This window comes from Streptomyces spiralis, from assembly GCF_014654675.1.
GTDB lineage: Bacteria > Actinomycetota > Actinomycetes > Streptomycetales > Streptomycetaceae > Streptomyces > Streptomyces spiralis.
On the sequence record NZ_BNBC01000052.1, the window covers coordinates 46,744 to 59,616 of the forward strand.

The following is a 12,873-nucleotide window of genomic DNA, read 5'->3' on the forward strand; positions in this document are numbered from 1 at the left end:
GCGGATGGGCAGCCGACCATGGCCGAAGCCGACGTGCACGAGAACATGACCGAAGCGGTCGTGCGCGGGAACATGTCAGGCTGGACCCATGCCCGAAGGTGACACGGTCTGGCAGACCGCGAGGCGACTGCACGACGCCCTCGCGGGCAAGGTGCTGACCCGAAGCGACTTCCGGGTGCCGAAGTACGCGGCGGTCGACCTTTCCGGCCGGGCGGTCCTCGACACGGTCTCGCGCGGCAAGCACCTGCTCACCCGCGTCGAGGGCGGCCTGACGCTGCACTCGCACCTGCTGATGGAGGGCGCCTGGAAGGTCTACGGCGACGGCGAACGGTGGAAGGGCGGCCCCGGCCACCAGATCCGCGCCGTACTCGCCACCATCGACCGCACCGCCGTCGGCTACCGCCTCCAGGTCCTCGACCTGATGCGCACCGCCGAGGAGGACCGCACCGTCGGCCACCTCGGCCCGGATCTCCTCGGCCCCGACTGGGACGGCGACCTGGCGCTGGCCAACCTCCTGGCCGACCCCGCACGCCCGCTCGGCGAGGCCCTGCTCGACCAGCGCAATCTCGCCGGCATCGGCAACGTCTACAAGAGCGAGCTCTGTTTCCTGCTCGGCGTGACCCCATGGCTGCCCGTGGGCGCCCTGCCCACGGAGCTCGCCGCGAAGCTGCTCCCGCTCGCGAAGAGCCTCCTGGAGGCCAACCGCGACCGCCCGGTCCGCCGGACCACGGGCCTGCGGGGTCAGGACCTTTTCGTGTACGGCCGGGCGCCCCGCCCTTGCCTGCGCTGCGGCACCTCCGTGCGCGTGGCCGACCAGGGCGACGGCTCCCAGGAGCGCCCCACGTACTGGTGTCCGCGCTGCCAGGGCGGTCCCGCTCCGGCGCCGGGTTCCCCGCAGAGATGGCGCGAGCGTTACCGCCGCACGGCCAGGTGACACCCGGGGTCAGTGGTCCCTCGCCTCGTCGTCGGGGACAGAGTCCTCGGCGACCAAGGTCTTGAGGACGGGGCCCTTGGAGACGGAGTCCTTGGGGACACAGTGCACGGGCAGCAGGCTCAGCCCCCACCCACCTGCCGCGACCGCGCCCTCCAGCACCCCCGCGTCGCCCGACAGGACCAGCCGCAGCACCGCCCACCACCACACGGCGCCGAGCCCCAGAGCGACCAGAGCCCCCGCCCAGCGCACTGCCGGCCCCGCCATCGCACCCACGCACCCACCTCCATCCGGCGTCCGGGAGGACAGCTCGACGGCGGTCCCGTCACGTTCCGGCGCCGGTCGAGCCGAGCACCACCCGGCCTCAACCATCGCCCCGCACAGGGCAAGGCACAAACGAACGGCAGCACGCACGAAGGCCCCGGCCTGGGCTCCCCGGATTCCCCGGAGCAGCCCCGGCCGGGGCCTCGCGACGTGTGTGTCAGCTCGTGTGTCAGTCAGCTCGGGCACGCGTGAACGATCACGCGGCGACCACGTCCACCGCTTCCGCGGGCGCCTTGATGGTCACCCGTTCCGGTGGCACACCGGTCACCGACACGGAACCCAGCATCGGGCGAACCGGCGTGGGCACCGGCTCGGTGGCCGCAGCAGACTGGGCCAGCTCGGCGAGGGCGAGCTCGTCGCTCACTTCCCGCATGAGCTCGGACATCCGTACGTCCAGCGCGTCGCAGATGGCGGAGAGCAGCTCGGAGGAAGCCTCCTTCTGCCCCCGCTCCACCTCGGAGAGATAGCCGAGCGAGACTCGGGCGGACGAGGAGACTTCGCGCAGAGTACGGCCCTGGCGTTGGCGCTGCCGACGCAGCACGTCACCCAGCAGGCGACGGAGCAGAATCATCGGTGGCTCCCTCCTCGGACCGCGTAGCCGCATCCTTCACGCCCCACCGTACCGCCTCGCGCCGCGGCCGTGCGGGGAGCGATGTCGTGTTCACTCAGGGCTGCAAACATCAGAACCCCCCGTTCCGTTCCGTATCCTGTGCCCGCTCATTCCCGGTCTGTTCGCCGGCAATCCGCTTCAGAAGCAGTGCGAGTACGCTCCGTACACTCTCCATACGAATTTCCGCCCGGCCGCCGTTCAACCGCAGCGCGGCCGTTTTCTCGCCCGGGGCGGTACCGTTCTCCGTTTCGCCTGGCCCGTCCACGGCCACGAAGACCGTTCCGACGGGCTGTCCGTCCTGGGGGTCGGGGCCGGCGACCCCGGTGGTCGCGATGCCCCAGTCGGCTCCCAGGGCCTTGCGGACACCGGCCGCCATCTGGGCCGCGACCTGCGGATCCACCGCGCCTCGTTGCGCCAGCAGAGTGGCGTCGACGCCCAGCAGCTCGTGCTTGAGCTCCGTGGCGTACGCGGTGACCGAACCCCGGAAGACCTTGGAGGCCCCCGGGACCGACGTGATCTCCGCCGCGACCAGGCCGCCGGTCAGCGACTCGGCGACGGCGATCGTCTCGCCCCTCACCGTGAGTAGTCCCACGACTTCGGCGGCCGGCGAACTCACGCTTCCGACTCCTCCAACGCGGCCCGGCGCTCGGCGATTCCCCGCCTGCGCAGCACAATGGCCTGTCTCACATAGTCCAGTCCGGTCACCACGGTCAGCACGACGGCCACGGCCATCACCCAGAACCTCAGGGTGGCCAGCCAGCCCGTCAGCGCCAGCACGTACATCCCGACGGCCACGCCCTGCGTGAGCGTCTTCAGCTTGCCGCCGCGGCTCGCGGGGATGACGCCGTAGCGGATGACGAGGAAACGCAGCAGGGTGATCCCGATTTCCCGGCCGAGGATCACGGCGGTCACCCACCAGGGCAGGTCGCCGAGCGCGGAGAGACAGATCAGCGCCGCCCCCATGATCGCCTTGTCGGCGATGGGGTCGGCGATCTTCCCGAAGTCGGTGACCAGGTTGTACGTCCGCGCCAGGTGCCCGTCGAACAGGTCGGTGATCATGGCGATGGCGAAGGCCGCCCAGGCGAAGGAGCGCCATGCCGGGTCGTACCCGCCGTTCGCCAGCATCAGGAACACGAAGGCCGGCACCAGCAGCAGCCGCAGCATGGTCAGCAGGTTGGCGACGTTCCACACGCTTGCCTGGTTCACGGCGGCCGCCGCGATCTTCCCGCCACGCGGGGGTTTGCCACCGGCCGGCTCCTGGGCCTCGCGGTCGGCCGCGCCGGGCCCGTGACCGGAGGTGCCGGCAGCGCCGGGGGCCCCGTCCGCACCGGTACGGCCCGACGCCGCCCCTCGCGCGCCGGAGGAGCCGCCCGCCGCGGATGCCGGGACTCCCGTCATCTGCCCGCCTCCTCATCGCACGTGAACGCGCCCGCCAGCGGCTCGGCCACCAGGTCGACACCCTCGGTGCCGACCACCTTGGCCTCGACCACACTGCCGGCGCTCAGGCCCTCGCCGCTGGTGAGCAGCACCTGCCCGTCCGTCTCCGGTGCCTGGTGCGCCGCACGTCCGTACACCCCCTCCTCGGGGTCCACGGACTCCACGAGTACCCGCACCGTCTCGCCGATGCGCTCCTCGGCCCGCTGCGAGACGAGCTCCTCCGCCAGCCGGGAGACACGTGCCAGTCGCTCGGCGACGATCTCCTCGTCCAGCTTGTCGTCGTAGGTCGCCGCCTCCGTGCCCTCCTCGTCGGAGTAGCCGAAGACGCCGATGGCGTCCAGCCTCGCACCGTTGAGGAACCGCTCCAGCTCGGCCAGATCGGACTCGGACTCGCCGGGGAAGCCGACGATGAAGTTGGAGCGCACACCGGCCTCGGGCGCCTTGGAGCGGATGGTGTCGAGCAGCTCCAGGAAGCGGTCGGTGTCGCCGAATCGGCGCATGGCGCGCAGCACGCCGGGCGCGGAGTGCTGGAAGGACAGGTCGAAGTAGGGGGCGACCTTCGGGGTGGAGGTCAGGACGTCGATGAGCCCGGGGCGCATCTCGGCCGGCTGGAGGTAGCTGACCCGCACCCGCTCGATGCCGTCGACCTCGGCCAGCTCGGGCAGCAGGGACTCCAGCAGGCGGATGTCGCCAAGGTCCTTGCCGTAGGAGGTGTTGTTCTCGGAGACCAGCATGATCTCCTTGACGCCCTGCTCGGCCAGCCACCGCGTCTCGTTCAGCACGTCGCTCGGGCGGCGGGAGATGAAGGAGCCGCGGAAGGACGGGATGGCGCAGAAGGAGCAGCGCCGGTCGCAGCCGGAGGCGAGCTTGACCGAGGCGACCGGGGAGCCGTCCAGACGGCGGCGCAGGGGCGCGCGCGGGCCGGAGGCGGGCGCGAGGCCCTCGGGAAGATCCGCGGGAGCGTGCCCCGGCAGCGCGACCGCGACCCCCGCCTCCTGCCGCTCCGCCGGGCTGATCGGCAGCAGCTTGCGGCGGTCGCGCGGGGTGTGCGAGGCGTGGATGCCGCCGTTCAGGATCGTCTGCAGGCGGTCGGAGATGTTCACGTAGTCGTCGAAGCCGAGCACGCCGTCGGCCTCGGGGAGGGCCTCGGCGAGCTCCTTGCCGTACCGCTCGGCCATGCAGCCGACCGCTACGACGGCCTGCGTTCTGCCGTGGTCCTTGAGGTCGTTGGCCTCCAGGAGGGCATCGACGGAGTCCTTCTTGGCGGCTTCCACGAAGCCACAGGTGTTGACCACGGCGACGTCCGCATCCGCGGCGTCCTCCACGAGCTGCCAGCCGTCCGCCTCCAAACGGCCTGCGAGCTCCTCCGAGTCCACCTCGTTACGGGCGCAGCCGAGAGTGACGAGTGCGACGGTACGGCGTTCAGGCATGGGCTCAAGACTACTTCGTCCCACCGACAGCCCACGTCGAAGGGGTTGGCCGATCTTGGCCAACCCCTTCGCCGTGCGTCCGCTTCCCTCCCAGGTGAGGGGGCTATCCGACCTGCGGGTCGCCCTTGGTGTACGTGAGGCGTTCCACGGCGCCCGGCTGGAACTGGTCCTCGATCTTCTTGCCGTTCACATAGAGCTGGATGGCGCCGGCGTCGCCCAGGATGAGGTTGATCTTGGTGCTGTCCTGGAAGGTCTTGGACTCGCCCTTGTTGAGGAGCCCGTCGAAGAGCATGCGGCCGTTGTGGTCCTTGGCGGAGATCCAGCTGCGCCCGTTCGGCGCGCTGACCTGGACGGTCACCTTGTCCTGGGGCGCGGCCGCGATGGCGCTGTCGGACGGGGCCGGCTTCTGGTCGGTCGGCTTGCTGCTCTTCGGCTTCGGCGAGGCGGGCTTGCTGGTGCTGGGGGTGGATCCCTCGGCGACCTGCGACTTGGCGCTGCTGTCGCCGCCACCGCCCTTGAAGGCGGTGAAGCCGACGAAACCGACGACGACAACGATGGCGGCGACCATGGCCGCGGTCCAGTTGGGGCCGCGCCGCTCTGGGCGGATACGTTCCGCCTCGAACAGCGGAGCGGCCGGGGTCGGGGCGGGGCGACCGCCGTGCTCGGCGTCGTACTGCGCGAGCAGCGGGGCCGGATCGAGGTGGACGGCACGGGCCAGGGTCCGGATGTGCCCACGGGCGTAGACGTCGCCGCCGCAGGGGGCGAAGTCGTCGGCCTCGATGGCGTGCAGGATCGCGATGCGGACGCGGGTGGCGGCGCTGACCTCGTCGACGGTCAGCCCGGCGGCGAGCCGCGCGTCCTTCAGGACACGGCCGATGGAGGGGCGGGCTTCCTCGGAAACGTCTTCGAACGGACGCTCGTCTTCAGGGGAGTTGCCGATGGACACGGGGGCGCCTTTCGAGCGTGTAGCCGCCTGTGCTGGACGTTCAGTCTAGGGGGGTGCCAAAGGGTGGAGCGACCCGGCGGTAGGACTTTGTACGCCATCGGAATGGCCGGACAATCCGATGGTGGGACAGGTGCGGAACCCATGGTGGGACCCGCACCGGTCCTCTCGCTCAACTTGACGTACGTCCAAGGGAAACGGTTGCTCACCGCTGTCTAACGGGTGGATCACGGTGCGGCCGCCCTTCCACCCGCCCCTCGGCCGGAGGCCGTCTCCACCGGACGGACGTCCCTGTGCTGTTACCCCTCGGTCTCGCCCCGAATCACGGCCAGCACACCGTCCAGGTCGTCGGGCTTCACGAGTACGTCACGCGCCTTGGAGCCCTCGCTGGGACCGACGATGTTCCGGGACTCCATGAGATCCATCAGCCGCCCGGCCTTGGCGAAGCCGACGCGCAGCTTGCGCTGGAGCATGGACGTCGACCCGAACTGCGTGGAGACGACCAGTTCGGCCGCCTGGCACAGCAGGTCGAGGTCGTCGCCGATGTCCTCGTCGATCTCCCTCTTCTGCTTGGTGCCGACGGTGACGTCGTCCCGGAAGACCGGCGTCATCTGGTCCTTGCAGTGCCGGACGACGGCCGCGACCTCGTCCTCGGTGACGAAGGCGCCCTGCATACGGGTCGGCTTGCTCGCGCCCATCGGCAGGAACAGTCCGTCGCCCTTGCCGATCAGCTTCTCGGCGCCCGGCTGGTCGAGGATGACGCGGCTGTCGGCGAGCGAGGAGGTGGCGAACGCGAGCCGGGAGGGCACGTTCGCCTTGATCAGACCGGTGACGACGTCGACGGAGGGCCGCTGGGTGGCGAGCACCAGGTGGATGCCGGCCGCGCGCGCCAGCTGCGTGATGCGCACGATCGCGTCCTCGACGTCACGCGGGGCGACCATCATCAGGTCGGCGAGCTCGTCGACGATCACCAGCAGATACGGGTACGGCTGCAGCTCGCGCTCGCTGCCCTCGGGCGACCGCACCTTGCCGTTGCGCACGGCCGCGTTGAAGTCGTCGATGTGCCGGAACCCGTAGGCCGCCAGGTCGTCGTAGCGCAGGTCCATCTCCCGCACGACCCACTGCAGCGCCTCGGCGGCCCGCTTGGGGTTGGTGATGATCGGCGTGATCAGGTGCGGGATGCCCTCGTACGCGGTCAGCTCGACGCGCTTGGGGTCGACGAGGACCATCCGCACGTCCTCCGGAGTCGCCCGCATCATGATCGAGGTGATCAGGCAGTTGATGCAGGACGACTTGCCGGAACCGGTGGCGCCGGCGACCAGCACGTGCGGCATCTTCGCGATGTTGGCCATCACATAGCCGCCCTCGACGTCCTTGCCGAGCGCGACCAGCATCGGATGGTCGTCCTCGGCCGCCTCCGCCAGACGGAGCACGTCACCGAGGTTGACCATCTCCCGGTCGGTGTTCGGGATCTCGATGCCGACCGCGGACTTGCCGGGGATCGGGCTGATGATCCGCACGTCCGGGCTGGCGACGGCGTACGCGATGTTCTTGGTCAGCGCGGTGATCCGCTCGACCTTCACGGCGGGACCGAGCTCGACCTCGTAGCGGGTGACCGTCGGTCCGCGCGTGAAGCCGGTGACGCGGGCGTCGACCTTGAACTCGGTGAAGACGTTGGTGAGCGAGGCGACGATGGCGTCGTTGGCGGCGCTGCGCGCCTTGCCCGGGCCGCCCCGCTCCAGCAGGTCCAGGGCGGGCAGGGAGTAGGTGATGTCACCGGACAGCTGGAGCTGTTCGGCGCGCGGCGGCAGCTCACGGGTCTCGGCGGGCGGCGTCTTGGTGAGATCGGGGACACCCGCGCCCGGCTTCTCCTGCTTCTCCTGTTCCGCCCGCGCGGGCCGGCCGGCCGGTGTGTCCGCCTCGGGACGCGCGGCCGGCGAGTCCTCCTCGGGCCCGGTGGCCGGACCAGCGTCCGGTTCCGGACGGGCCGCCGGCACCGGGGTCGGGGTCGGCGTCTCGGCCCGGTCACCGACGGTGACGCCCTGGGTCAGGTCCGCGACGAGCGGTGACGGCGGCATGCCGTGCAGTACGGCGCCGTCGAGCGCGGCGGCGGCAGCGGCGGCGACGTCCACGGCGTCCATCTGCCGTTCCATGTCGGGCTGCGGCACGGCGGAGCGCCGGGGCCGGCCGCGGCGCTTGGAGAGTGCCTCCTGCTCGGCGGCCTCGGGGTCGTAGGCCTGGGGGGCGCTCTGGCGCCGACGGGGGCGCGCGGGCAGCGCTTCGCGCCACTGCTCGTCGTAGCGGACGTCGTCCTCGGTGTACTCGCCTGGTTCGTCGTCCTCCGGGTCGGGCAGGAGGCCGAGCTTGACGCCGAGCAGCCGCAGCCGCTGCGGGATGGCGTTGACCGGGGTGGCGGTGACGACGAGCAGCCCGAACACCGTGAGCAGCACCAGCAGCGGTACGGCGAGCACCTCGCCCATCGAGTACGTCAGGGGCGTCGCCGCGCCCCAGCCGATGAGACCGCCGGCGTCTCTTATGGCCTGCATGCCGTCGCTGCGGGCGGGCGAGCCGCAGGCGATGTGGACCTGGCCGAGCACGCCGAGGACGAGCGCGGACAGCCCGATGACGATACGGCCGTTGGCGTCGGGCTTCTCCGGGTGCCGGATGAAGCGTACGGCGATGATCCCGAGCAGGATCGGCACGAGAAGGTCGAGCCGGCCGAAGGCACCGGTGACCAGGATCTCGACCAGGTCACCGACGGGTCCGCGCAGATCGGCCCAGGTACCGGCGGCGACGATCAGTGCGGCGGCGAGCAGCAGCAGCGCGGTGCCGTCCTTGCGGTGCGCGGGATCGAGGTTCTTGGCGCCCCGCCCCACACCCCGGAGCACGGCGCCGACGGCGTGCGCCAGCCCGAGCCAGAGGGCGCGCACGAGCCGGTACACGCCCCCGGTGGGGTTCGGCGCGGGCTTGGGCACGGCCTTCTTGGCCGCCGCCTTTTTGGCGGGTGCCTTGGCCGGGGCCTTCTTGGCGGGTGCCTTTTTCGCAGCGGCCTTCTTCGCCGGAGCCTTTGCGGGAGCGGCCGCCTTCTTGGCGGGCTGCTTCTTGGCTGCGGAGGGACGTGAGGCCATAGGTGTGAGGTTACCGTCGGAGACGACAGCGGACACGTGTGCCCACTGCTTCACCCGTTCGTGTCGTCCCCACGGACTCGACGGCCTGACGCCCCGTCACCGAAGCCGGTGACGGGAGGATTTGTGCCGCGCACCGCCCCAACACGCCGCACATCGCGGCGCAAACCCTGCACGCAAAGGCCCCACCCAGGATGCGCCCACTCCCCTGAGGCCGACCGGCAACCCCGGCACCGCACCCGGGCCCGCGGCCTCGGCCGCAAACCCAGGCACCGAACCCTGGCCCGGGGCCTCGGCCGCAAACCCAGGCACCGAACCCTGGCCCGGGGCCTCGGCCGCAAACCCAGGCCCGCCCGGCGCCGGGCCTGCGGACTCGCGCCCGGTTGCGGCCTGCGCACGCTCCGGCCGCACCCCGAGCACTCCGGGCTCCAGCCCACACTCAAGGCCCGCCCGGGCGTGCCCCCCGCACCCGGTCCCGGCCTGCGGCTCGCGCTCAACCTGCGCCCAAGCCCGCGCCGCCCGGCCCGGCCCGAACCGCGGCCCGGCTCAAAGCTCGGAAAGCCGCCCGCCCTCGAAGGGGAACCTCACCCCTGCGACGTGACCGACGACGGGTTCCCCGCCCCCGGCTCCAGCGCGTCCAGCGCGCGCCGCAGGCCCGTGAGCTTGCGCTCCAGGTGGGCCGCCGTGGCGACGGCCGCCGCGTCGGCGGACTCGTCGTCCAGCTGCTTGGAGAGGGCCTCCGCCTGTTCCTCCACGGCCGCCAGGCGCGCGGACAGCTCCGCGAGGAGGCCGGCCGACTCCTTGCCCTCGCCGGCCCCGCCCTTGGCGCCGCCCTCCAGCTGGAGACGGAGAAGCGCCGCCTGCTCCTTCAGCTGGCAGTTCTTCATGTACAGGTCGACGAAGACCGAGACCTTCGCGCGCAGCACCCACGGGTCGAACGGCTTGGAGATGTAGTCCACCGCACCCGCCGCGTAGCCACGGAAGGTGTGGTGCGGGCCGTGGTTGATCGCGGTGAGGAAGATGATCGGGATGTCCCGGGTCCTCTCCCGCCGCTTGATGTGCGCCGCCGTCTCGAAACCGTCCATGCCCGGCATCTGGACGTCCAGCAGAATGACCGCGAAGTCGTCCGTGAGCAGTGCTTTGAGCGCTTCCTCCCCTGACGATGCCCGTACCAGCGTCTGATCGAGCGCAGAGAGGATGGCCTCCAGCGCCAGCAGATTCTCCGGCCGGTCATCGACCAGGAGGATCTTGGCCTTCTGCACCATGGCCCGCCCTCCTCGCCCCGGCTTGGGGCCGCCCCTGTCCGCAGGAACCGGGGAGGCACCGGCGGGTGCCGCCCCAGGGGACGACTCCCTTGCGCCGCCCGTCCTTGTGCCGGTCATCGTAGCCGCACCCCGCCTGTCGCCACACCCTGTCACCGCGATGTCACTGTGCACGTAGCAGAAACGCGTCGGGAGAGCAGAAGGTTCCCGGAATCCCGCACTTCCACACGGCTTCGAGCACCCTCAGTCAACAGCTTCGCGCGCACCCCGAAGGCACCCGTCACCGGGTCCACGTGCTTTCCCCGTGGTTCCGACTCATTCCTCCCGCATCCACTGCTCCATCACGCCCAGCAGGTGATCGGGGTCGACCGGCTTGGTCACGTAGTCGGAGGCGCCCGACTCGATGGCCTTCTCCCGGTCGCCCTTCATCGCCTTCGCGGTCAGCGCGATGATCGGCAGCCCGGCGAACTGCGGCATGCGCCGGATCGCCGTGGTGGTCGCGTATCCGTCCATCTCGGGCATCATGATGTCCATCAGGACGACGGCCACATCGTCGTGCTGCTCCAGCACCTCGATGCCCTCGCGGCCGTTCTCGGCGTAGAGCACGGACAGGCCGTGCTGCTCCAGGACGCTGGTCAGCGCGAAGACGTTGCGGATGTCGTCGTCGACGATCAGCACCTTCTCGCCGCCGAACCGGACGTCCCGGCGCCCGTGCGGCGCCGCCTCCGCCCGCCCGTCGGCGCCGACGGTCCCGGCCGCCCCCGCCGGCTGCTCCGGCGTCTGCTGGTCCTGCTGCCCCGGAGACTGCTCGCCCGCGGGCAGGGCCCTGCGGCGGCGCCGGAAGAGCGCTGCGGCCCCGTTCTGGGTCTCCTGGTACGACCTCACCTCGGCCGGCATCTCCACCTCTACGGCCGACAGCTCGGACAGGTCGGAGAGAGAGGAGATCTCGGACAGGTGCGGCTCGGCGGCGGCGATCAACTCGTCGGCGGCGAGCGCGGACCCGGGCTGCTGGTAGCCGTGCGGCGGCAGCTCGCCCGGGTGCAGCGGCAGATACAGCGTGAACGTCGAACCGCGGCCCGGCTCGCTCTGGGCGTGGATCTCGCCGCCGAGCAGCTGCGCGATCTCCCGCGAGATGGACAGCCCGAGGCCCGTACCGCCGTACTTGCGGCTGGTGGTGCCGTCGGCCTGCTTGAACGCCTCGAAGATCACCCGCATCTTGCTGGCGGCGATGCCGATGCCGGTGTCGGTGACCGAGAACGCGATCAGCTCCGCGTCCGGGTCGGTCAGCGAGCCGGTCTCCAGCAACTGCTCCCGGATCGCCTGCGGGACGTCGGTCCGCGCGGGGCGGATGACGAGCTCCACGGACCCGGAGTCGGTGAACTTCACCGCGTTGGACAGCAGGTTGCGCAGCACCTGCAGCAGCCGCTGCTCGTCGGTGTGCAGGGTCGCGGGCAGCTCCGGCGACACCCGCACCGACAGGTCCAGGCCCTTCTCGGCGGTCAGCGGCCGGAAGGTGGCCTCCACGTAGTCGATGAGCTGGACGAGCGCGATACGCGTCGGGGAGACGTCCATCTTGCCCGCCTCGACCTTCGACAGGTCCAGGATGTCGTTGATGAGCTGCAGCAGGTCGGAGCCGGCGCCGTGGATGGTCTCGGCGAACTCCACCTGCTTCGGGGAGAGGTTGCCCTCGGCGTTGTCGGCGAGCAACTTGGCCAGAATCAGCAGGGAGTTCAGCGGCGTACGCAGCTCGTGCGACATGTTCGCGAGGAACTCGCTGCGGTAGCGCATGGAGACGGCGAGCTGCTCGGCACGCTCCTCCAGGACCTGCCGCGCCTCCTCGATCTCGGAGTTCTTCGCCTCGATGTCCCGGTTCTGCTGGGCCAGCAGCTCGGCCTTCTCCTCCAGTTCGGCGTTGGACGCCTGCAGGGCCTTCTGCCGCTGCTCCAGCTCCTCCGAGCGCAGCCGCAGTTGCTCCGTCAGCTCCTGGGACTGCTTGAGCAGCTGCTCGGTCTTGGTGTTGACGGAGATGGTGTTGACGCTGGTGGCGATCATCTCCGCGATCTGGTTGAGGAAGTCCTTCTGGATCTGCGTGAACGGCGTGAAGGAGGCCAGCTCGATCACGCCGAGCACCTTGCCCTCGAACAGCACCGGCAGCACGATCACCTGCGCGGGCGGCGCCTCGCCGAGCCCGGAGGAGATCTTCAGGTAGCCGCTGGGCGCGTTCTCCACCAGGATCGTGCGTTTCTCCTCGGCGGCCGTCCCGATCAGCGCCTCACCCGGCCGGAACGACGTCGGCATGGAGCCCATCGAGTAGCCGTAGGAGCCCAGCATGCGCAGCTCGTAGGAGTCCTCCACGTCGGCGTTGAGATCCTTCTCGTCGACCAGCGGCATGGCCACGAAGAAGGCGCCGTGCTGCGCGGAGACCACCGGCGTCAGCTCGCTCATGATCAGCGAGGCCACGTCCTCCAGGTCCCGGCGTCCCTGCATCAGGGCCGAAATGCGGGCCAGGTTGCCCTTGAGCCAGTCCTGCTCCTTGTTGGCGATCGTGGTGTCGCGCAGGTTGGCGATCATCTTGTTGATGTAGTCCTGGAGCTCCTGGATCTCGCCGGAGGCGTCGACGTCGATCTTCAGGTTCAGGTCGCCACGGGTCACGGCGGTCGCCACGCGCGCGATGGCGCGCACCTGCCGGGTCAGGTTCCCGGCCATCTCGTTCACGGACTCCGTCAGGTCCCGCCAGGTGCCGTCGACGTCCCGCACGCGTGCCTGACCGCCGAGCTGGCCCTCGGTGCCCACCTCGCGGGCGACCCGGGT

General features: G+C 70.8%; 10 protein-coding genes. 1 reads left to right on the top strand and 9 read right to left on the bottom strand.

The window, feature by feature from the left end; all coding sequences use genetic code 11:
* Window positions 1-88: 88 nt before the first annotated feature.
* Window positions 89-934 carry an Fpg/Nei family DNA glycosylase gene (locus IE318_RS36605; protein WP_189907247.1) on the top strand — a complete coding sequence of 282 codons (846 nt, stop codon included), beginning with the start codon at window positions 89-91 and terminating at the stop codon, window positions 932-934.
* A gap of 9 nt (window positions 935-943) precedes the next feature.
* Here IE318_RS36605 and IE318_RS36610 read toward each other — a convergent pair whose 3' ends face one another.
* The 9 genes from IE318_RS36610 to IE318_RS45590 form a co-directional block, all read right to left on the bottom strand.
* Window positions 944-1,198, bottom strand: a complete 255-nt coding sequence (locus tag IE318_RS36610) for a hypothetical protein (RefSeq protein WP_373311386.1) — start codon at window positions 1,196-1,198, stop codon at window positions 944-946.
* A gap of 253 nt (window positions 1,199-1,451) precedes the next feature.
* A complete protein-coding gene (locus IE318_RS36615) occupies window positions 1,452-1,826 on the bottom strand; it encodes a helix-turn-helix domain-containing protein (RefSeq protein ID WP_030178264.1) in 375 nt (124 codons plus the stop codon).
* 109 nt (window positions 1,827-1,935) lie between these two features.
* Window positions 1,936-2,481: a CinA family protein gene (locus tag IE318_RS36620; RefSeq protein ID WP_189907248.1), complete on the bottom strand. Its 546-nt coding sequence runs from the start codon at window positions 2,479-2,481 to the stop codon at window positions 1,936-1,938.
* Complete coding sequence (gene pgsA, locus IE318_RS36625; RefSeq protein WP_030178268.1) at window positions 2,478-3,263, bottom strand: CDP-diacylglycerol--glycerol-3-phosphate 3-phosphatidyltransferase; 786 nt, start codon at window positions 3,261-3,263, stop codon at window positions 2,478-2,480. Before pgsA ends, IE318_RS36620 begins: the two co-directional genes overlap by 4 nt.
* Window positions 3,260-4,732, bottom strand: a complete 1,473-nt coding sequence (rimO, locus tag IE318_RS36630; protein WP_189907249.1) for a 30S ribosomal protein S12 methylthiotransferase RimO — start codon at window positions 4,730-4,732, stop codon at window positions 3,260-3,262. The genes pgsA and rimO overlap by 4 nt, the downstream gene beginning before the upstream one ends.
* 103 nt (window positions 4,733-4,835) lie before the next feature.
* Window positions 4,836-5,678, bottom strand: a complete 843-nt coding sequence (locus tag IE318_RS36635; protein ID WP_030178273.1) for a helix-turn-helix domain-containing protein — start codon at window positions 5,676-5,678, stop codon at window positions 4,836-4,838.
* 296 nt (window positions 5,679-5,974) lie between these two features.
* On the bottom strand, window positions 5,975-8,803 hold the full coding sequence (locus IE318_RS36640; protein WP_189907250.1) for a DNA translocase FtsK: 2,829 nt from the start codon (window positions 8,801-8,803) through the stop codon (window positions 5,975-5,977).
* 581 nt (window positions 8,804-9,384) lie between these two features.
* Window positions 9,385-10,065, bottom strand: a complete 681-nt coding sequence (locus tag IE318_RS36645) for a response regulator (RefSeq protein WP_030178277.1) — start codon at window positions 10,063-10,065, stop codon at window positions 9,385-9,387.
* Between the two features lie 312 nt (window positions 10,066-10,377).
* On the bottom strand, window positions 10,378-12,873 hold a 2,496-nt coding region (locus tag IE318_RS45590; protein ID WP_229903994.1), incomplete at its 5' end, for an ATP-binding protein.

Coding starts and splice junctions, on each gene's coding strand:
- IE318_RS36605 (WP_189907247.1), top strand. CDS start 89: ATGCCCGAAGGTGACACGGTCTGGCAGACCGCGAGGCGACTGCACGAC.
- IE318_RS36610 (WP_373311386.1), bottom strand. CDS start 1,198: ATGGCGGGGCCGGCAGTGCGCTGGGCGGGGGCTCTGGTCGCTCTGGGG.
- IE318_RS36615 (WP_030178264.1), bottom strand. CDS start 1,826: ATGATTCTGCTCCGTCGCCTGCTGGGTGACGTGCTGCGTCGGCAGCGC.
- pgsA (WP_030178268.1), bottom strand. CDS start 3,263: ATGACGGGAGTCCCGGCATCCGCGGCGGGCGGCTCCTCCGGCGCGCGA.
- rimO (WP_189907249.1), bottom strand. CDS start 4,732: ATGCCTGAACGCCGTACCGTCGCACTCGTCACTCTCGGCTGCGCCCGT.
- IE318_RS36640 (WP_189907250.1), bottom strand. CDS start 8,803: ATGGCCTCACGTCCCTCCGCAGCCAAGAAGCAGCCCGCCAAGAAGGCG.
- IE318_RS36645 (WP_030178277.1), bottom strand. CDS start 10,065: ATGGTGCAGAAGGCCAAGATCCTCCTGGTCGATGACCGGCCGGAGAAT.